The organism is Vibrio sp. MM46 (genome assembly GCF_027587135.1).
GTDB lineage: Bacteria > Pseudomonadota > Gammaproteobacteria > Enterobacterales > Vibrionaceae > Vibrio > Vibrio harveyi.
This window is the reverse complement of the sequence record NZ_JAPPTO010000013.1, coordinates 16948-36856: the sequence shown is the minus strand read 5'-3', so window position 1 is coordinate 36856 and position 19909 is coordinate 16948. Positions and strand designations below refer to the sequence as shown.

20 protein-coding genes are annotated in these 19909 nt (G+C 44.7%); 12 read left to right on the top strand and 8 right to left on the bottom strand.

What is annotated here, in order from left to right:
* Positions 1-38: 38 nt before the first annotated feature.
* The 3 genes from OH459_RS15665 to OH459_RS15655 all read right to left on the bottom strand — a co-directional run bounded on the left by OH459_RS15665 (position 39) and on the right by OH459_RS15655 (position 3190).
* Positions 39-509 (bottom strand): hypothetical protein, encoded by a 471-nt coding sequence (locus OH459_RS15665; protein WP_269987641.1) that lies wholly within the window; start codon positions 507-509, stop codon positions 39-41.
* The gene (locus tag OH459_RS15660; protein ID WP_269987639.1) at positions 506-922 is read right to left on the bottom strand and encodes an NUDIX hydrolase; all 417 of its coding nucleotides are present in this window, start codon (positions 920-922) and stop codon (positions 506-508) included. Before OH459_RS15660 ends, OH459_RS15665 begins: the two co-directional genes overlap by 4 nt.
* A 249-nt stretch (positions 923-1171) precedes the next feature.
* Positions 1172-3190 carry a methyl-accepting chemotaxis protein gene (locus OH459_RS15655; protein WP_269987637.1) on the bottom strand — a complete coding sequence of 673 codons (2019 nt, stop codon included), beginning with the start codon at positions 3188-3190 and terminating at the stop codon, positions 1172-1174.
* A gap of 141 nt (positions 3191-3331) precedes the next feature.
* Between OH459_RS15655 and OH459_RS15650 the strand changes: the two genes are divergently transcribed.
* Positions 3332-3820 (top strand): NlpC/P60 family protein, encoded by a 489-nt coding sequence (locus tag OH459_RS15650; RefSeq protein WP_045489279.1) that lies wholly within the window; start codon positions 3332-3334, stop codon positions 3818-3820.
* A gap of 33 nt (positions 3821-3853) precedes the next feature.
* Here OH459_RS15650 and OH459_RS15645 read toward each other — a convergent pair whose 3' ends face one another.
* The 3 genes from OH459_RS15645 to OH459_RS15635 form a co-directional block, all read right to left on the bottom strand.
* The gene (locus OH459_RS15645) at positions 3854-4198 is read right to left on the bottom strand and encodes a DUF3802 family protein (protein WP_005445842.1); all 345 of its coding nucleotides are present in this window, start codon (positions 4196-4198) and stop codon (positions 3854-3856) included.
* 309 nt (positions 4199-4507) lie between these two features.
* Positions 4508-5470 (bottom strand): GGDEF domain-containing protein, encoded by a 963-nt coding sequence (locus tag OH459_RS15640; RefSeq protein WP_005445843.1) that lies wholly within the window; start codon positions 5468-5470, stop codon positions 4508-4510.
* Positions 5470-6438, bottom strand: a complete 969-nt coding sequence (locus tag OH459_RS15635; protein WP_045489276.1) for a response regulator — start codon at positions 6436-6438, stop codon at positions 5470-5472. The genes OH459_RS15640 and OH459_RS15635 overlap by 1 nt, the downstream gene beginning before the upstream one ends.
* 224 nt (positions 6439-6662) lie before the next feature.
* Between OH459_RS15635 and OH459_RS15630 the strand changes: the two genes are divergently transcribed.
* A complete protein-coding gene (locus tag OH459_RS15630; RefSeq protein WP_005445845.1) occupies positions 6663-7529 on the top strand; it encodes a fructosamine kinase family protein in 867 nt (288 codons plus the stop codon).
* 252 nt (positions 7530-7781) lie between these two features.
* Positions 7782-7976 (top strand): CPXCG motif-containing cysteine-rich protein, encoded by a 195-nt coding sequence (locus tag OH459_RS15625; protein ID WP_005427574.1) that lies wholly within the window; start codon positions 7782-7784, stop codon positions 7974-7976.
* 114 nt (positions 7977-8090) lie between these two features.
* On the opposite strand, the gene OH459_RS15620 is transcribed toward OH459_RS15625, so the two are convergent.
* The gene (locus OH459_RS15620) at positions 8091-8702 is read right to left on the bottom strand and encodes a riboflavin synthase (RefSeq protein WP_005445847.1); all 612 of its coding nucleotides are present in this window, start codon (positions 8700-8702) and stop codon (positions 8091-8093) included.
* 282 nt (positions 8703-8984) lie between these two features.
* On the opposite strand from OH459_RS15620, the gene OH459_RS15615 reads away from it, so the two are divergent.
* The gene (locus OH459_RS15615; RefSeq protein WP_005445850.1) at positions 8985-10355 is read left to right on the top strand and encodes an MATE family efflux transporter; all 1371 of its coding nucleotides are present in this window, start codon (positions 8985-8987) and stop codon (positions 10353-10355) included.
* A gap of 106 nt (positions 10356-10461) precedes the next feature.
* Positions 10462-11478 (top strand): DUF3080 domain-containing protein, encoded by a 1017-nt coding sequence (locus OH459_RS15610; protein ID WP_269987628.1) that lies wholly within the window; start codon positions 10462-10464, stop codon positions 11476-11478.
* Positions 11479-11485: 7 nt separating this feature from the next.
* Here the strand turns inward: OH459_RS15610 and OH459_RS15605 are convergent, their stop codons facing one another.
* A complete protein-coding gene (locus tag OH459_RS15605) occupies positions 11486-12328 on the bottom strand; it encodes a DNA ligase (RefSeq protein WP_005445862.1) in 843 nt (280 codons plus the stop codon).
* A gap of 316 nt (positions 12329-12644) precedes the next feature.
* On the opposite strand from OH459_RS15605, the gene OH459_RS15600 reads away from it, so the two are divergent.
* From OH459_RS15600 to OH459_RS15570, 7 genes are all read left to right on the top strand, one after another.
* The gene (locus tag OH459_RS15600) at positions 12645-12965 is read left to right on the top strand and encodes an STAS domain-containing protein (RefSeq protein ID WP_005445863.1); all 321 of its coding nucleotides are present in this window, start codon (positions 12645-12647) and stop codon (positions 12963-12965) included.
* Positions 12966-12994: 29 nt separating this feature from the next.
* Complete coding sequence (locus OH459_RS15595; protein WP_005445864.1) at positions 12995-13843, top strand: OmpA family protein; 849 nt, start codon at positions 12995-12997, stop codon at positions 13841-13843.
* Positions 13840-15939, top strand: a complete 2100-nt coding sequence (locus tag OH459_RS15590) for an SLBB domain-containing protein (RefSeq protein WP_009697760.1) — start codon at positions 13840-13842, stop codon at positions 15937-15939. The genes OH459_RS15595 and OH459_RS15590 overlap by 4 nt, the downstream gene beginning before the upstream one ends.
* Complete coding sequence (locus tag OH459_RS15585; RefSeq protein ID WP_269987623.1) at positions 15939-16628, top strand: AAA family ATPase; 690 nt, start codon at positions 15939-15941, stop codon at positions 16626-16628. Before OH459_RS15590 ends, OH459_RS15585 begins: the two co-directional genes overlap by 1 nt.
* Before the next feature lie 12 nt (positions 16629-16640).
* Positions 16641-17024 (top strand): Hpt domain-containing protein, encoded by a 384-nt coding sequence (locus OH459_RS15580; RefSeq protein WP_009697758.1) that lies wholly within the window; start codon positions 16641-16643, stop codon positions 17022-17024.
* Positions 17025-17237: 213 nt separating this feature from the next.
* Positions 17238-18779, top strand: a complete 1542-nt coding sequence (locus OH459_RS15575) for a sigma-54-dependent transcriptional regulator (protein WP_269987621.1) — start codon at positions 17238-17240, stop codon at positions 18777-18779.
* Positions 18754-19830, top strand: a complete 1077-nt coding sequence (locus OH459_RS15570) for a glycosyltransferase family 4 protein (RefSeq protein WP_269987620.1) — start codon at positions 18754-18756, stop codon at positions 19828-19830. The genes OH459_RS15575 and OH459_RS15570 overlap by 26 nt, the downstream gene beginning before the upstream one ends.
* The last annotated feature ends 79 nt before the right edge of the window (positions 19831-19909 follow it).

The window sequence follows — 19909 nt, the reverse complement described above, 5'->3', positions numbered from 1 at the left end:
CAAGTTGCTTGGTACGCGATGGTAAACGTAGGTCAAAGTTATCCCTCTTGTGGTGCTTTTAAGTCAATGAACAAAAACTTCATCGAAGGCGGAAAGATAAAGGCATCCTCACATCGATAACCTCTTAGCCACACACCATCATCCCACTTGCGCAGATATAAACCTCTGGGATAGGTCTCTTCCTGAGCAAGAGGCAAAGAAGCGAGCATTATGTATTCATCTTTTGTGAGCGAAATACCTTGAAGTAACAAGTATGATGCGACGGCGAGCGGACAAGGCTCTAGCCCTTTCAGAGCTGCATGAGCAACAAGCTCAGCCAGCGTTGCTCCAAAAGGAGCCCTTAATTCCGAAGGCGTTGTTTCCAATACAGACAATGTCTGGCCACGTTGTTTGGTTTGTATCATTTGGTCTTCAAACAGCTGTAAGGCAAACTGATTGAATTGAATACGTTGTTCTTTGAGTTCTTGAAACAACTCACCATTCGTGTGATTACCGATTCCAACTTTCACTTCATTGCCTCAAGACGAATAAACTCACGAACTTGCTCTAAAGCATGTTGAAAAACAGGGTGCGCACGAAAAGAAATGTCTTCTGTCACCTTATGCCAAAAGAATTCAAAATCATGCCCACCATCATCTTGAGTGTGGAAGACCCACTGTTCCGGCAACGCTTCACATTCACACAAAACGAAATGCCAAATCTGCTCTTGAAACCCACTCTCCCAAGCCCCTAAGTAGGTTGTTTGATTGACCAGTTCAATCCCCGACTCTTCTGCCAATTCTCTTTTTGTCGCACTTAAGAAGTCGTAATCGAGGGGTTCAACAGTGCCTTTCACCAACTGAACGCCTGCAAGAGGATGTTTGAAAAGAAGAATCTCGTTATTTTGGTCTCTTAATACCACTGGACATACTTTATCGACCAAAGAATCATTCCTCATTTTGTTGGCATTTTTGTTTTGCTTCTTCTGAGTACAAAGGCAAGTGACCTAGCGCAGAAAAGCTTACCAGCTTCAACGTATATCGGTTGGCGTTAGATTACCTTTGCTTTTTGGGTGCAATGAGCCAATTTGCGATTTAGGTCACTCACTCTTGGAGTCGAAAATTAAAAAGGCAGAGCGATTGCCCTGCCTTTGGTCGTATAGGAAGTTCGGTTGCTCTTACCTAATGTTGGATCAACTCACTTTAAGCAGTTCGTATTTATGCAGCATCGTTTGTTGATGCCCTGCGATGTCTGCGACTTGTTCCGAGCTCTCAACCATGGCTTCCAACTGAAGTTTGGTATGTTCACCTTGCTCAGAAAGGTGTGAGATAGCTTGAGAAACTTCAGCAGTAGCGCGTTCTTGCTCTTCTGTCGCAACAGAAATTTGGTCGACACGTTGCTGGATAAGCTGAACCGCTTCATTAATTTCAGTAAAGGTAGATTTCACTTGATGACTTGACTGCAACGCAGAAGACATTTCCTCACGTGAATCATTCACAGCCTTCCGAGAACGATCCGCTGCGATAACTAACTCATTCATCATTTCACGAATATTGGTGGTTTGCTGCGAGGTATCACTGGCGAGCTTACGAACCTCATCGGCAACGACCGCAAAGCCTCTTCCTTGCTCTCCTGCACGCGCTGCTTCAATCGCTGCGTTCAACGCAAGTAAGTTAGTGTTGTCAGCAATGCCACTGATCATGTCAACCATTTCACGAATTTGTTTTACGCGCAGATCGAGCTCCATCATAGATTGTTCGTTTGTGTTGAGAGAGCTCTCTAGTGATTCCAAACGCAGGCGATTTTGTTCCACAACACTCACACCTTTCACTGTATGCTCCGTCGCTAAATACGAATCTTCAGACGAAGCATTAGTGACCGATGCAATCTCCCGAATCGACGCTTCTAACTGAGTGATCGTCGTCACCATGCTCATTAACGCTTCATTTTGCGTGGTTAAGCTTTGATTTGTTTGCTCAGCAGCACCGTGGCTGATTTCTGCAGTTTGGTACAAGATATCGCAATTACGAGTCACGGTAGAAATAGAGTCGTGCGTTGAGGCGATGACAAGATTGAGCTTGCGTGCGACTTCTTTGAGTTCAAACGGACCTACCTCTTGAGCTTTGTCGCGAAAGTCATGCTCTGTTAATGCCGACAAGCGATTCAGAATATTTCTAAGACCTCGATTAATCCACATTCTTAGACCAAACCACGTTACGAGGATAACCAGAGAGATAACACCAGCGGCAGTAACCACCATAAAAATAACGTTTTTAATTGTTTTCTGGACCACGGTTTCACGTTCTTTGATCAAAGCGGAGGCCGCATCAGACACTTGATCGAGTAAATACATGGTTTCATTTGAAAGCTGAGAGGCACGTTGAAACTCAGCTTTTTGCTGCTCACTCCTTTCCAACTTTGCCAATATTAAACGGAGTACACCATCGTCCTTGAAGCCCGCCTGTACCATTTCATAAGGCGCAATGAGGCTAGCAAACTCGTTAACTTCTGGGTGCCATTCTTTGAAATCATCAAAAGCGAGATTGATGCCAGCGATGCGATTGCGCATCTCCTTGTATTCTCGCTCCGCTTTTCCTAGCTCAGTTTGCATCATCATGACCAAGAAAGTGCTTTCCATTGAACTTGCAGAGGCGATAAAACGATTTGCTGCATCACTCGATTCAGGATTTTCGTTACTAAGAAATGAACTGATGCGGTTCATCTCAGGTCCAATCGAACTAAGACCGTAACGAAACCCGCCAACAGCCGAGTTAATGTCACTTTGCATCTGAATCACCGCAGACTGTTTGGATAAAATGGAGTTGGTGATTTGATGAAGTTCTGCGACATTTCCTTGGAGCATACTGGAGAGATGATCAGCAACGCCGGACGTTTGCTCGATTAGGTCGTCGCTTTGACTTGCCAGTTCTTCGATTTGAGATGTAATCAAAGGAAGTTCATTAGGATCGGTTATTTGCATTCCATAATTAAGCAGTTTCACCTGTTCCAACACGTTCCTTGTGAGTGTCGCGTTTGCCATTGCCATTGGTAACGCTTTTTGAGACAAGGCATTAAATTGGTCACCCACCTGCTCCACTCCTTTGAAACTTGAGATAGAAAGGGCTATAACAAGTGCGATGATAGTTAGAAATGTTGCACTGATAGTTTGAATCAGTGAAAAAGAAAGGCGTAAACGTTTGCGCTTTGTCATAATCAATGGATGTTCTTTCCTGAGTTTGAATCAACGTGTCCGCTTTTTCGTCACATAAGTGAGACAAAAACGTGATTTTCAGCCCATACTAGGTGTTGATTATGACGCTAATATTTCAGTTTTAAGTCATGGAGATGACCAGTGAGCAAGGTTCGTCATTTATTTTTTCCTTTAATAATCAGTGTGCTACTCAGTGCGTGCTCGTCAGGTCCAGATCCAGAAACGCAAGTCAACGCCTCCCTGCCCGTCAATCAGCTGTTGTCCGACAATCAGGATTTGTACCAATTCTATAATGAGTGGGAAGGCACGCCTTATCGACTAGGTGGAACTAAAAAGTCAGGCATCGACTGTTCGGCTTTTGTTCAAAAAGCGTTTGTTGAGGCATACAAAATGTCGCTGCCGCGTACTACCCGCCAACAGTCTAAACAAGGTGTTGAAATGAGTTGGTCGGACGCCCAACAAGGTGATTTGGTATTTTTCAAAACCAAACGAAGCACATACCACGTGGGCATTTATCTTGGGAACAAACAGTTCATGCACGCTTCTACTTCAAAAGGCGTGATCATTTCGAGAATCGACAACCCATATTGGGCATCGAAATTTTGGCAAGTAAGAAGAGTTACAATGTAACTCTTCTTGAATTTGAATGACGCAAGAAGAGAATCAGTCGTAGGTCGCTACCGCGGTATCAAACAGGTTTTTAACTAATGCGATGTACTCATCCAAAAAGGCAATCTGCTCATTCGTCGCTTTCTTTGACCATACACCCGCAAGTACTTCACCCAAATCTTCAACGACCGCATCTGCCTCTTTTAGCAACTTAAAACGCACGCTTGAATGCAACTCTGGGTTTTGCTCGAATATCGCCATGATGTTCGATGCAACCATGTCAGTCACAACATCTTCAATGCTTTCTGATCCTGTGTCACCGATTTCAGACGTGAAAATATCTAAGTTAAGTGACAAGTGCTCAATTAGAGCGAGATATCCATCGGTTTCTACAACCACTGTTTTTCTCCGTTTAATGCAAGCCTTCGAAGCTGAAAGCGAAATAGTTTCAATAGTAAGACATGCCGAGAAAATTTCATTAACTTATTTCATATTAATGAGAGTTGACGCACTAACTGGATGGTTTTCAACCAATTGAGTTCGGTACTGTTCACCTTTCGAGCTGATGTTTTCAGCAGTTTGTGAGTTATTTATACAAGGCAGAGGCATTTACTTAAAATGACTAGGCGACAAGCCTCTCGTCGCGATTAAAACGCCTTTATCTCGAATAAAATTTAACTACAAAAGTTCAACAATCCCTAGTATCCCCTAGTCGTCTTCATGACTACAAGTTTGGTTTCGACCATTTTCTTTAGCGCGATATAACGCAGCATCGGCACTCTTAAGCCATTGTGTGTGGCTTTCGAAATACGATTTATACTCGCAAACGCCGATACTGATCGTGTAGTTAATCAAAAAGTCTTCAACTTTCACGATTTCTTGTTCAATTCGCTTTCTTAAACGTTCTGCAAAGTAACAAGCTTGCTCTTGATTAGTATGTGGCAGCAAAACCGTAAACTCTTCACCACCAAAACGACCACATACATCGCTGCTACGTGCCGTTTTACGTAACAAGCTTGAGGTACGACGAATCACTTCGTCCCCCGTGTGGTGTCCATAGGTATCGTTGACCTTTTTAAAATGGTCGATATCAAAGATCACTAACGAGCTCGCCCCTTCAATCACTTTAAGTTGCGCAAATTCGTCCTTCAGAGATTGTTCCCAAAAAGCCCGATTAAATAGACCAGTGAGACCATCTTTACGGCTGATTTCCGATAAGTGTTGGTTAGTTTCTCTCAAATGGATACGGTTACGCGCCGTTTCTGAAACATCATTAATCTGAATTGCAATATGGCTAATTTCACCTGACAACGAGCGCAATGGCGTAATCACAATGTCTTGGAACATCAAGTTGCTGCTGTTAGAAACCGGAGAAAAGTTGTTGAACTTGAAAAGGTATGGTCGATTTTCCCAGCTAGAAAATGAACGTGTTTCTAAATCTGCTGATGTCTTGAGTTTTGTCTCTAACCACCTTCTCGGAAGATCTTCAAAATGGTCAAATAAGCACTCTCCGAGAATGTTTTGCGACAAAATACCACTGTACGACTGCATAAAGCTGTTCCAAACGCAGACTTTATAGTCTTGGTCGAGGACAATAAGCCCAGAGTCCATGGTATCCAGAATTTGGGTAACCCAGTGAAAGTCTGCTATGTCCAGCGTGATTTCGGACATTAGATTAGCTCCATGATGTCATAGATGATGTCTACGGATGATTTATCTATCAAAAACAGAACTTCACACTCAAAATCGAGTGATTCTGCCATGTAGGTGTATTCAATGGTAAAGAGTTCACCAGATTCGTTTTTCTCTTCGCTGTAAGGGGTAATGTTCTCGATGATTCCTGGTTGGCGTAACGAAAACTGCTTGTCTAACTGGCTCCCAAGAGAAGTTAGGAATGAAGACACCAGTAAGTTCGATACATTAAGGATGATTTCGTTGTGTGGCGTGAATTCAAGTAAGTATCCGAGTCGTTCGCCGATTTGGTTGATATCTTTACCACGCAGACAAACCAACGCCTCTCCGTGTATACCTCCCCCTACGAACCTTTGTGCCACCGCAACTGAGCTGTCTCGCCCAATCACATCCACCAGCGTCATATGTAATTCACCGTAAGACAAAGGACCAACGTGAGGGACAGGCAATTGAATAAACTCACGTAGATGGTCCGCCATAATTGCAGCGCCCTTACCTAATGCAATATTGGCAACTTCACGGAACTTTGCTAGCGGCGTAACTTCTAACGTATGTTGAGGTTCAATTTCAGTGTGAGCACTAACGGCATAATGAAGACCGAGCGTTTCATAGAGAGGAATAACCTGTTCTTCGGATAATGGTTTAGCAATGAAATCCATCGCCCCAAGATCTAAGCAGCGTTGTTTAGCCTCTTGCTGGACATCACCCGAAATGATGACAATTTTGGTTTGGTATTGACTAACAGGCAGGGACTCTAGTACTTCGAAGCCATCCATGACTGGCATAGTCAAATCGAGGAACAAAACGTCAATATTTTGTTCCGTTAGGATTTTCAATGCCTCGTGACCATCTTGGGCTTCGAGTAGGTGCAATGATGTATCTTGTACGATGGATCGGGTAATCAACTTTCGTGCGACCGCCGAGTCATCACAAATCAGTATTTTCATGCCACCAATGGAACTAAAGTCAAAAAAATAATAATACTAGCTGTGCTGTTTTAGCTCCATATGTTAAGCCGATAAATCATAGGGTTATAGGCGACGTGATTCACACTTATAAACATTTTCTACTATATGCGGAAGAATTATTGTCGAAGTTTGCTTAACTGCGCGTCAATGTTCCGCCGTTTATCCTAAACTATTGTTGGTCAAATAGATAAGCGAGGTTTTGTATGTGGCAAGCAATATCGCAGCAGCTTTCTGATACCTTGATGTTCGAATATCAGATCACCGAGAAGGTAAAACTTTCCGGTGGAGACATCAGTGAAAGCTATATGATCAATGACGGAGAGCAGCGCTATTTCGTCAAAATTAATGATCGGGATTTCTTAGCCAATTTTGAAGTAGAAGCAGAAAGCCTTCACCTATTGCGCGAAACCTCTACTCTATTTGTCCCAGAAGTCGTTTTGGTCGGTAAAACCAAAACGCACAGTTTTATCATCCTCAATTTCCTTCCCACTAAAACGCTTGAAGATAGCGATAACAGCTTTAAATTTGGTGAACAATTAGCGCGCCTGCATTTATGGGGTGAACAGAAAGAATTTGGCTTCGATACAGACAACTACATAGGCTCTACACTTCAGCCAAACCAATGGCATAAAAAGTGGTCAGTATTTTTCGCGGAGCAACGCATCGGGTGGCAGTTACAACTGCTTAAAGAGAAAGGCGTTTCTCTGGTAGACATCGATGACTTTATTGACGTCGTGAAACAGCTTCTCGCTAATCACTCCCCACAACCTTCCCTACTGCATGGTGATCTATGGAACGGCAATGTGGCGCTCACACCCGCTGGTCCTATTTGTTATGACCCTTCTTGTTATTGGGGAGATCGAGAATGTGATCTTGCTATGACCGAGCTATTTGGCGGTTTTCAACCTGAATTTTATCAAGGATATGAATCAGTTGCGCCACTTCCGCTCGGCTATCAAGAACGCAAAGACATTTACAATCTTTATCACATCTTGAATCATTGCAACCTATTCGGCGGGCATTATCTTGAGCAAGCACAATCGATAATTAAGAAGATAATTTCCTATTGATTTGGAAGGGAAAGATCATTACTGAGTGTAAATTTTCGACGCATATCACCCTAGATAATGACCTCAAGTCCAACGTTGGGTTTGGGGTCAACTTTTGTACTTATTTCGACTCAATTAGCAACCATAGCGCCTAATATTCTAAGTAACTCGGCTTACGTTGTATCTCTAACCCTAAGAGGCAAGCGAGTAACTAAGGGCTGTATTTTCTAAACAACAAAGTATTAAAAGCCCTGCAATACTAGGAGTTTATGTATGCAAAATTACACTGAAAGACATGTGAAATGTCCCCATTGTGGGCACTCAATCGGCATCACCCTCGATGCAAGTAACGGTAATCAAGAGTTCTATGATGACTGTCCGGCTTGTTGTCATGCCATTCACCTCAACATGAAAGTTGATGAATTGCAGCAGAAAGTTGAATTGTTCATCGACGACAATTACGAGTAATTACGCAAATCCCCCCCAATAGAAATATGAAAAGGAGCCGCAAGTGCTCCTTTGTTATTTATGTCCGTTTATTTTGACTACCTCGATAAACCAAGCTCGCTATGCCTTACAGACTTAAAGCTGCTTCGCTGCTAATACACGCTCGACCGTATCAACAATCGCTTGTGTTTGTGGGTCAAATTCTACGTTGATCTTTTCACCGACTTGGCGACGCCCGAATAGGGTTCTCTCTAACGTTTCTGGAATTAAATGAACGGAGAAACGATTATCTTCGACTTCACCAATCGTGAGCGAACATCCGTCTAAACCAATGTACCCTTTCGCAAGTACGTATTTCATTGATTCTTGTGGTAGCGTAAACCAAATCGTGCGGTTGTTTGGTGTATCAATCACTTCAGCGATTTCTGCCATTAAGCTAATGTGCCCTGACATGCTATGACCGCCGATCTCATCACCAAACTTAGCAGCGCGCTCAATATTCACACTATCGCCTGCTGTCAATTCGCCAAGGTTGGTCAGCGCTAGCGTCGCTTGCATTAGGTCAAAGCTGATTTGCGATCCTTCAATTTTCGTTACTGTAAGGCAACAACCGTTGTGCGCAACAGAGGCACCAATTTCAAGACCTTCACTTAGCGCGCCTTCAAGTTCAACAACGTGAGTTTGAAAACGATCTTTCTTGTCGATATGAACGACTTTAGCCGTACCCTGAACGATTCCTGTAAACATACTTTTTACCTATTTTTTTAGAAGCGACTGATAGCCAAGACAAACGTCCGCAGATGATTTTTATAATCGTCTATCAATTAACCAAAAATCCACATCTTGTGGGTATGGTATCTGAGCATACAATTGTTTATCATCTGCGCGGAGTTCCTTCGAGGCATTTTTTCACCTTATAGTGACTAAAATCAACCATCAGATCAGTTCATCACGTCTTTTGTCCTCAAGCGCTCTCTATCTTTTCAAATAATTTCTTTTACAACATATTGTTCCGCTCTGGAGTATTTCGTGCATCGCTATAAAGAAGAAGCATCGAGTCTTATCAAATTAGCAACCCCTGTGTTGATCGCTTCTGTCGCGCAAACAGGCATGGGCTTTGTGGATACCGTAATGGCTGGTGGCGTCAGCGCGACCGACATGGCGGCGGTATCTGTGGCAGCAAGTATTTGGCTTCCATCAATTCTGTTTGGTGTGGGCTTATTAATGGCGCTTGTACCAGTAGTCGCTCAGCTGAACGGCTCTGGTCGACGCGTTAAAATCCCATTTGAGATCCAACAAGGCATTGTCCTTGCGTTGCTTATCAGTATTCCTATTATCGGCGTACTATTCCAAACGCAGTTCATTCTTGGGTTTATGGACGTTGAAGCCGCTATGACAGAAAAGACGGTGGGTTACATTCATGCCGTGATCTTCGCTGTACCTGCATTCTTGTTGTTCCAAACCTTGCGTAGCTTTACTGACGGTATGTCTCTGACCAAGCCAGCGATGGTGATTGGTTTTATTGGCTTGATGCTGAATATCCCACTGAACTGGATTTTCGTTTACGGTAAATTCGGAGCGCCGGCACTAGGCGGCGTGGGCTGTGGTGTTGCTACGGCAATTGTGTACTGGGTTATGTTTGGCTTACTGCTTCTATACGTGACGACGTCTGCTCGACTAAAAAGCATCAACCTGTTTGGTGAGTTCCATAAGCCTCAACTAAAAGCACAGATTCGCTTGTTCAAACTGGGTTTTCCAGTTGCTGCGGCGTTATTCTTTGAAGTTACCCTGTTTGCTGTGGTTGCGCTTTTAGTCTCGCCACTAGGTTCGATCATTGTTGCCGCGCACCAAGTCGCAATTAACTTCTCTTCGCTGGTATTTATGTTGCCAATGAGCGTGGGTGCTGCAGTAAGTATTCGCGTTGGTCACCGTTTGGGTGAAGAAAACGTCGATGGTGCTCGTGTTGCCTCTCGCGTAGGTGTCATGGTGGGTCTTGCGCTTGCGATGATGACAGCGATTCTAACTGTCATCTTCCGTGAACAAATTGCCCTGCTTTACACCAATAACCCAGAGGTAATTGAATTGGCGATGGTGCTATTGCTGTTTGCAGCAATCTACCAATGTACAGATGCGGTGCAAGTGATAGCGGCCGGTGCTCTGCGCGGCTACAAAGACATGCGTGCTATCTTCAATCGTACCTTTATCGCATACTGGTTGCTTGGTTTGCCAATCGGCTATGTGCTCGGACGTACAGATTGGATTGTGGAACCAATGGGCGCTCAAGGCTTCTGGTTAGGCTTTATCATTGGTCTTTCTTCAGCAGCGTTCCTATTGGGTATTCGTCTACGCTGGATGCACCGCCAAGATCCAGAAGTACAACTGAACTTCTCTCAGCAATAATTCGGACTTCAACGCCCTAAATATTAAAGCCAGCACTCGCTGGCTTTTTTGATCTCTCCCGCGTATCACAAAGTATACTTATCTGAGTGATTAAAAAGGAAATGCTGTGAGAAGTTCACTTGTTGCTACGGTGCTTTTGCTAACGACAACCTTACTCTGTGGGTGTAACGAATGGTTTAACCCAGAGAAAGCTGTATTCGAAAAATACAATCAACGCCTGGCGAATGTGTTAGATGTATCAGAATCTCAACTAGAAGCCTCTCCTGCCGTTACCATTCCTGATAAAAGAGATCTATTCCAAGAGCTCCCCCGCCTATCACTTGGTTTGCTAGAAAGCTACCAATTACGCCAATGTGGTCTGTTTAACTTGCTCGCAGAAAAGAACTCGCAACTGGGTAAGGTCCAAGATGCTTTTTATGACTTCGATTACCAAACGAGTTTGCTTAGAACGTTGAATGGCTGTTTGAGTGATTACCCTCTAAGTGATGAAGAAAGTGTAAAGCTTAACGGCTTGTACGATCAGAAATGGCATCATCTAACAATACACCTCGACAATATGCTGCTTACCAGCGATGCGATGCGCAAACAACTTACGGGCTCTGAATGGTTGCCGTTGGACAGTAAAGACCAAGTTGCCCATGTGCGAGACGCTTTCCTTGCGCTGGACGAGATGTATCAAACACCTTATCGAACCCTTTCGCGCTTACCCGACGTAACCATAGTGAATTATCAAGAAGAGATTGAAAAAACACGCCTTGTTGGTCGACTCTATTACACACTCATTGATGCGACCCAGTGGCTAGAACAAACCACGCAAATGCTTAAAGCAAACCAAGACAAAATAATTTGCGGTGCGAATCGTGATACCACGCAATTTCGTTACTTGAGGAACGTCTTTCAGTCCATTTATGTCGCCGAGGTTCAACCATACATGGCGTTTGTCGATAGTACCTATCAGCAACTTGACGGTGGAATCAACTTAGTCGAACAGAGAATGGCGGCGCACGGTGCAAGTTACGGAATTGAAAATGCACATGAGCAGTTCAGACTTCAGACCATGGATCACGTGCAATTCTGGAAAAGTTTGTTCAAAAGATGTGGTGTTCAAGTAGGAAGCCAATAGAGCATCATCAATGAGGCACTCGCTCTCTTAAGAATCGCGCGAATCTTGGCTTACCGTTATGCGTATAGCCGTTGTATCGGAAAGTAATCGTTGCCCCAATTCTTGGCGGGGACTTCCTCACGTCATCAGTAAAACCGCTGCCAATGTAAAACTCTGTGCCGTCAGCTAACCTTACCAGTACTGCACCCATCATCCCTAACAATCGCCCTGTTCCTGGCTTATAACCGATGACCGTCGCTTCAGCATCCTCAAAGCGTTTAAGCTTGAGTAAATCACTGCCTCTTCCCGCCTGATAACGGCTTGATACCTTTCTCAACATCACACCTTCACCATCAGATTGCGAAATTTGGTCAAGTTGTTCGAACAAATGTTTCTCATCTTGAATCGCACGATGCTCAACATACTTAATATGAGGTGCGTCGATGGCAAATACCAAATCTTGAATGTTGTAGTAACGCTTCCTGTAGTCACCCGCCGAATAAGGCATATCAAACAACATAAAGTCGATACGTTGCCATGCACTTTCAATTGGGGTTTTATCTAACACGGTTTGTTGAACAAGGTGGAAGTTGCCCCGCCCGGCCCATAGCTCCCCATCTAAGGGATAATCAGGCAAGACGCGAATAAACCAATCAGGCGCGTAAATACGATTTCCATTTCGTGTCACTAAATGTTGTCCCGTCCAGTAAGCACGAATGCCATCGAGCTTTTCACTATACCAATATTGGGAAACATCAATTCCATCTTGGTAGGAATCAGCGAGTGAAACAGGTGGTTGTAAATTTGGATCAGCATGAGGCTGGGCGGAAGCAATTACAGCGAGGGCAATCAATGTCATTCTTAATGGCATGTGGGAACCTTGTACAAAAAAGCATCTCCATTGAACCGTACTAAGCTCAAATACCCAACTTACATTTACCAATCTACGATCAAGAACAACACCAATAAGCAATTAAGTGCAATCTAACACATAAAGATCAGACAGATATGGCACTTTCAAATGCTTGCCGCCTTTGTCTTTTTTGACTCTCAAAATGAGAAGAAAGCCATTCTCAAAATAAGAGCGTCTCAGCACCTCGATTAACCAACTGTTTATATTGATATTTTTTATTGGCACATTCTCTGCTCTATTCAAATCAGGACATAATGAGCACGGAGAATGGAACATGGAACTGCGCAAACAAGAAACTGCACCCAATACATTGATGGTTGAGTTTTTCGGTGACCTCGACGCCAAAGGTTGTCGTCAAGCCCAGCACCAAATAGATGAAGTGATCCACAGTGACGATCACAAGGAAGTGGAAATCAACCTGCAACACGTCCAATTTCTTGATTCTTCAGGGATTGGTGCCATTGTTTATTTATATAAGCGCCTAGTTGAACGTGAACGCAGTATGTGTATTGAAAATGTATCGGGACAACCATTAGAAATCATGAGCCTGTTGCGTATCAATCACGCTATCCCGGTCAATTCTAAAGGTCATTAATAAAAATACCGGTTAATACGGAGGTTGGCATGGTGAAACTTATACGACAAAGCGTGTTGTGCGGTCTCGTTGTCGGCATGTTTGGTTGCTCGACGTTCAACTACCCCGATCACGGTCAGGGTGGCATGGCGGAAAGCTACCAAGATATTTCTATCGAGAATTATCAGTTTTCACCAGTAATGCCAGACGAGCCTCTTGGACCTGAGCACGGTTTACGTTTTGATTGGCAACTAACCAAGCTGCATTTGGACGCGTTAATCCAGGAGGGCGCGCGCTGGTGTTTTCCTGCAGCCGTGGTACAGGCGCTTGAAAAACAAAACCGCATCGCACGTGAATTGGAAGGAGGATTGCTTCTTGATGCCGCCAATGACATCGTGATTCAACGCCGTCGCCTAAATCAGCTTGAGCAACAACTCGATTACGTTCTGTCACAAACCACGTGTAAACCGCCACAAGATATCGAAGCGCTACGTAGTGACCTCAATATCGTTGCTGACATCTATGACTTACTGAACGTAGACAATCAATTTGCTGTAGACTCCGCGGAAATCAACCCTAAATACATGGGGCATCTTGCTGAAGCGGCGTATATTCTCCGCGATCACCCTTCTTTGTCATTGGTTGTAACCGGACACGCAGACGCAACAGGCACACCAGAATACAACCAAAAGTTGGCACAAGCCCGAGCAGAGCAAGTGAAACGCTACCTCAACGTCTTCGGAATCACCTCAGATCGTGTGCAAACCAAATCTGTGGGAGAAACACTCCCCCTTTACGAAGGACAAACTCCTGCAGTTCGTTTGACGAATCGTCGCGTGAGCATTGAAGTTCTAAACGCTAAATCTGACACAAGCGCAGAGATGGGAGGCACACTATGAGGATCCTCAAAGCCATCACCACCCTACTAATGTTGTGTTTGATCACCTTTAATACAACGTGGGCAGCGGAAGATGATGTGGTTAAAGTCGGTGACTTGGTGCAAATTAACCTTCCAGGCGAAGCATCGCTGAACAAAGGCTTTCAAGTAGATAAACGTGGCCGCATTAATCTGCCAGAAATCGGTCCCGTTTTTGTTGCGGGTTACAACGAGACTCAACTTCAGAACGTCATCACCGACAACCTTAAAACTGTATTCCGCGATGTAAGCAACGCACGCGTGTTCATCAAACAGCAACAGCTTCTAATTTCAGTACAAGGCTACGTGGTTAAGCCGGGCGAATACACGCTTCCATCGGGCTCAAATATTCAGATGTTCCTCTATGAAGCAGGCGGTCTACGTGCCGGTGCTCAACTTGATAAAATCATCGTAAAACGTGGTAACAAGAGCATTGAGTTCGACTACAAACGCTTTCTCGACACGGGGGACGATTCAAAACTACCAGCCCTAGAATCATTAGATGTGCTCTTCGTCCCTGCCTCACCTTTGGTTGGTAATATCGAACAAGAATTCGATGCTGCGAAACTGGCAAACTCAGGTGACAGCGCTGATTCTGCTCGTGCGATTAAAGTCTTCGGTGAAGTAAACGCACCGGGCTCATTTACCTACAAACCTAACACGACCCTTGTTGATGTGGTCATGCGCGCTGGCGGCGTGACTCGTTATGCCAGTGTTGAGCAAATCCGTGTTATTACCAACAACACGCCTATTATGTTTAACCTTAAGCGCTACCTAGATACAGGTGACCAAAGCTTGTTGCCGGAGATCCTACCGGGAGCAACCATCTTTGTGCCAAAACAGGAAGAAGAGATCAAAGCCGGTGCGAACGTGGTTTATGTAATGGGTGAAGTAGCTCATCCTGGTGCCTACGAAGGCAAAAAAGGCGCGAGTTTCATGGACATCCTTGCTAACGCAGGTGGTCCAACACGTTTTGCTGAATCTCGCCAAATCCGCGTCATCAAAGCCGATGGCGGCGTAATCAATTTCGACTTAACAGCTCATACCGAAGGGTTGTCGAATCAGAGAGTGCCCGCAGTGGGGCCGGGTGATGCCATCTTCGTCCCTGAGAAAACGGACATGAATGAAAAATCATGGCTTAAAGTAGCACCAAGTCGCGCAGTGGCCGTGATGGGCGAAGTGGTTCGTCCTGGTCGTATCGAATGGTCAGACGAAATGGACTTAATCGATTTGATTGCCCATGTGGGCGGCCCTACTCGCCGTGCGGATACCAGCAAGATTGAAATCTCTAACAACGGTAAAGTGACCAAGTTTGATTTGGATAAATACATTCTACAAGGATCGCCACATTCTAAGCTACCAAGTGTATCCGCGGGCACAGTAGTTCGTGTGCATGCATTACCAGACGATCCATCAGACAACAAATCACAGTGGGTAAGTCAAAGCTCTGATGCGTCGATTTACGTGTTTGGTCAGATCAACGCTCCGGGTCGTTACCGCTTTACGACTGAAATGCATTTCTTAGATATTCTTTCTGCGGCAGATGGTCCAACGAAAGACGCCGATATTCACAACATCCGAGTGACACATCGTGGTTTGGGTTATGCCAAAGTAAGCAAACTCAACCTGTCGCTTTACTTTGAAACTGGTGATGAGTCGATTCTGCCAGATGTGCGCCCCGGCGATACCATCTACATTCCAGAAAAAGACAAGAACTGGCTAGATCGCTCTAAAGAGTCCACAGTTCGCGTACTGGGTGAAGTACACGCACCAGGTCGTTATGTCTTCAATGACAACATGACCATTCTCGATCTGCTTGCTGAAGCTGGTGGACCAAGTGACAGCGCTTACGTTGAGAAGATCAGTGTGGTGAACATGTCTTGCTGCCAAGGTCAGGCGCGCGTGTTTAACTTGGTTGAATTCAGCAAAACCGCCAATATTTACGACCTGCCTGTAATTCGTGCGGGTGACACGATTTACGTTCCGCATAAAGACGAAAGCTTTGCTGAAAAAGCCCGTGCTGGCTTGCGTGACTTGCTACAAATCACCACCACCATAGTGTTAATAGGAGCGCTGTAATGACAATTCCTGCAACACATGCTGAGATTGAGCAAATCTACCTTCAAAGTGAACTCAAGGGCTACAAATCTATCGGTGTGGTTGCATGCCAATCTGAAGACGGGGTAACGTCGGTCGCATCTGCACTGGCAGAACGTTTGATTTTAGCGGGTCATAAAACACTTTATGTCGATTTAAATCTGTTTAAGCCAGCCTATCGTACTGTGCACGCATTTGATGAAGAGACCGAGGGTGTCGGACAACTTATCGCTCGTGAAGAAGACCATCAAACACTTGTTGGTCTGCCTGTACCTTCTATGGCAAGCACCCAACTCACCTACCGAGACCCAGCCATGCTGACAAAAGCAATAGAGGCTTGGCTTGAGCAATACGACCGAGTGGTCATAGATACCTCACCACTATTGAGTATGAACCGCAGTAATATCCCAGCTCAAGTGGTGGCAGGAGTCTGTGATACTTGCGTATTGGTTGCCAGTTACGGCTCCACAACGACAAGCCAAATAGACCAAGCTAAAGCACTGTTAGAAGCAAGTAATGCCAACCTTTTAGGTGCGGTTCTCAACATGAAGCACAACGCGGGTTTAAAGGACGAACTGATTCGTCAGGTGAAGAAACTGTGCTTTTTGCCAGAGAAGCTGAAAGCGAAAATATCTCAACAAATAAAGAACAGCGAATTATTTACTCTATAGGGAGCGCGCACCATGAATACTCAAACTGACACCACGTTGGAGCAAGAGTTAGTCGACGAATTAATTCTTCAACAAATGATCAAAGATACCTGTGCGGAAATCATGCCTACGTTAATCGATCACTACATTGAGGAATCACGCGAGCGGGTCGAAAAAATCCAGCAAGCGCTTAATGAGCAAGACAAAGAAATTATGGAGTTTGAAGTCCACACGCTTGGTAGCTCAGCACTCGCCCTCGGAAACCGGACTCTATCGCGTCACGCTCGTACCATCGAAAAACACTGTGTCGAAGGCGACATAAAACGCGCATTTGAACTTTGCCAGTCATTACCTGCGCTTGCAGAGCAGTCTTTTATTGCGCTAACCCAAAGAAAAGAACAAGGTTTCGAAGACTGAAAGTAAAAATAAGTAATTTAATTGACTAAAAAATATAGAACTTTCTGCAATCCTCACAGCATATGCTAATACTTAAATATAAAGATTCTCAAAATGAGAATCGAAAAGAAGCCATCAGCTTGAGGTAAGAAAAACAAATTCATCATTACTGCATGAACCTCAAGCCGACTTAACGCATTAAAACAACGAATTGAAGAAAGTTGGGAAAGGATTATGAGACCAAGGGTGTTACTGGTAGAAGACTCTACTTCACTAGCCATACTTTATAAGCAGTATGTCAAGGATGAGCCTTACGATATCTTCCATGTAGAAACGGGGCGTGAGGCGATTCAATTCATTGAGCGCAGCAAACCACAGCTCATTATTCTCGATCTAAAGCTTCCTGACATGTCAGGCGAAGACGTATTGGATTGGATCAATGAAAACGAGATCCCGACCTCCGTGATCATTGCAACCGCACACGGCAGTGTTAACCTTGCCGTCAATCTCATACAAAAAGGCGCTGAAGACTTTCTAGAGAAGCCCATCAACGCAGACCGCCTAAAAACTTCCGTTGCTTTACATTTAAAACGCGCGAAGTTAGAAAATCTCGTCGAGAACATTCAATCAACCTTCGATCGTCACAACTACCATGGCTTCATTGGCTCTAGCCTTCCAATGCAAGCGGTATACAAAACCATTGACGCCGTGGCTCCTACCTCTGCTAGCGTATTCATCGTCGGTGAGAGTGGTACAGGTAAAGAAGTGTGTGCTGAAGCTATTCATCAGCAGAGCGATCGCAGAGACAAACCCTTTATCGCCATCAACTGCGGTGCCATTCCCCGAGATCTAATGGAAAGTGAAATCTTCGGTCATGTCAAAGGGGCATTTACCGGTGCAACCACAGACCGTAAAGGTGCCGCAACGCTTGCTCATGGCGGTACCCTGTTCCTCGACGAATTGTGCGAGATGGAATTAGAAATGCAGAAAAAGTTACTGCGTTTTCTACAAACCGGAACTTACACACCACTTGGTGCGACTAGAGAAATGAAAGTGGATGTACGTATTATCTGCGCAACCAACCGAGACCCATTAACCGAAGTGGAAGAAGGTCGTTTCCGTGAAGACTTATATTATCGTGTGCACGTTGTCCCCATCGATATGCCCCCACTTCGTGAACGTGGTAGTGACATTGTCACGCTGGCTAAACACTTCTTAACTACATACGCCAAACAGGACAAGAAGAAGTTCAACAATATCGACAGCGAAGCGCAACATGTGATTAAGCATTACGACTGGCCTGGCAACGTGCGCCAGCTGCAAAACATCATTCGTAACATTGTGGTATTGAATAATGAAGACAAAGTTTCGCTCGCACATTTGCCCGCTCAACTGACTCGCAAACCGGTGAAAGAGCGTAGCGCAACAATAGAACATGATGCACGCTATAACGATTCATCTTTTTCTCCTTTAGAGAATCCACCTACAGGCACTGTTAACTTGAGTACTTCGGAGCGAGAAAGCATGCCAGTTGCTACTGAGGAGAGTAGTCTGGTGCCCTCAGCCTCTGTCACACCAGTAGCGTCACCATACTTTAATTCCGATGGCACGATCCGCCCTATGTGGAAAGTGGAACGCGAAGCCATTCAAAATGCGATAGCTTATTGTGATGGTAACGTGCTTAACGCGGCGGTGATGTTGGAACTGAGCCCATCTACGGTCTACCGCAAAAAACAAGCGTGGGAAGCGGATGAAGCTAATCTCGAACAATCTTGAGATCCCTGTCGTTGGCGAAGTTTGGATACTGCTGGATAGCCGCATTTACGGTGGCATTGAAAGCCATGTAGTCGAACTCGCCACTGGGTTGCAATCCTTTCATGTTAACGTACGAGTTGTGTTGGTGGTGGAATACGATCCACCACCAACACTTATCGACAAATTAAACCAAGTTCAAATACCAGTGAGTTATTTGTGGCACCTATGCCCAAAGTCAGAACGGTCAAAAACCATTCCAGTAAAACAAATTACTGGTGCAGTGGCTGAACATCAACCCAGCGTTATTCATACCCATGGTTACAAAGCTGCCTTACTAGCCAGAAGCGCAAAGTTATTTACTCGAACCTTCCCTCGCCTCATATCGACATTTCATGCAGGAGAAACACCGAAAGGTAGAGTCTGGCTTTATGATTGGCTTGATCGATACTCAGCTTGCCTTTCTGATCATTGCTTCGCCGTTAGCCAAACCATTCAAAGTAAGATTCCATCTCAATCAGAGCTATTGAACAACTTTGTATCGATTCCCAATCAGCATTGTCGTTATAAACAAATCGCGTTTGTGGGTCGCCTCAGTCATGAAAAAGGTGCAGACCGCTTCATTGATATTGCCCGTCATATTCCTGATATTGAGTTCTCTATTTATGGTGACGGCCCAGAAAAGCCGAGACTGATAGAAAACGCACCAGCCAACGTGATATTTCACGGTCATCAAAATGACATGGATGCCGTTTGGTGCAATATCAGCGCTCTTGTCATCTCATCACGCTATGAAGGTTTGCCAATGGCGGCGTTAGAAGCGATGGCCCGAGGTATCGTTGTGATCAGTCTTGACGTTGGTCGCCTTCCTGACCTCATCGAAGATGGTCAAAATGGCTTCCTCGCTTATGATATTCCCGCACTAACTGACAAACTTAATCGCTGGTTGGGAATGAGCCATAGCGAACAATACCCAATGCGTCACAAAGCGATTGAGACCATCAAAGATCACTATTCCTCCCGCAACATCATTCCTATTCTGATTCAGCGCTACCAAATTGAGAATCATACTTGATGCATATCCATTCTCAAATTGAGAAGTTTCGCGCTAAGTTTTCACCTTTGTATCACTTTCCATTCAAAAACAGATAGTT

Coding starts and splice junctions, on each gene's coding strand:
- OH459_RS15570 (WP_269987620.1), top strand. CDS start 18,754: ATGAAGCTAATCTCGAACAATCTTGAGATCCCTGTCGTTGGCGAAGTT.
- OH459_RS15625 (WP_005427574.1), top strand. CDS start 7,782: ATGCAAAATTACACTGAAAGACATGTGAAATGTCCCCATTGTGGGCAC.
- OH459_RS15630 (WP_005445845.1), top strand. CDS start 6,663: ATGTGGCAAGCAATATCGCAGCAGCTTTCTGATACCTTGATGTTCGAA.
- OH459_RS15640 (WP_005445843.1), bottom strand. CDS start 5,470: ATGTCCGAAATCACGCTGGACATAGCAGACTTTCACTGGGTTACCCAA.
- OH459_RS15590 (WP_009697760.1), top strand. CDS start 13,840: ATGAGGATCCTCAAAGCCATCACCACCCTACTAATGTTGTGTTTGATC.
- OH459_RS15605 (WP_005445862.1), bottom strand. CDS start 12,328: ATGCCATTAAGAATGACATTGATTGCCCTCGCTGTAATTGCTTCCGCC.
- OH459_RS15595 (WP_005445864.1), top strand. CDS start 12,995: ATGGTGAAACTTATACGACAAAGCGTGTTGTGCGGTCTCGTTGTCGGC.
- OH459_RS15655 (WP_269987637.1), bottom strand. CDS start 3,190: ATGACAAAGCGCAAACGTTTACGCCTTTCTTTTTCACTGATTCAAACT.
- OH459_RS15585 (WP_269987623.1), top strand. CDS start 15,939: ATGACAATTCCTGCAACACATGCTGAGATTGAGCAAATCTACCTTCAA.
- OH459_RS15600 (WP_005445863.1), top strand. CDS start 12,645: ATGGAACTGCGCAAACAAGAAACTGCACCCAATACATTGATGGTTGAG.
- OH459_RS15635 (WP_045489276.1), bottom strand. CDS start 6,438: ATGAAAATACTGATTTGTGATGACTCGGCGGTCGCACGAAAGTTGATT.
- OH459_RS15575 (WP_269987621.1), top strand. CDS start 17,238: ATGAGACCAAGGGTGTTACTGGTAGAAGACTCTACTTCACTAGCCATA.
- OH459_RS15580 (WP_009697758.1), top strand. CDS start 16,641: ATGAATACTCAAACTGACACCACGTTGGAGCAAGAGTTAGTCGACGAA.
- OH459_RS15620 (WP_005445847.1), bottom strand. CDS start 8,702: ATGTTTACAGGAATCGTTCAGGGTACGGCTAAAGTCGTTCATATCGAC.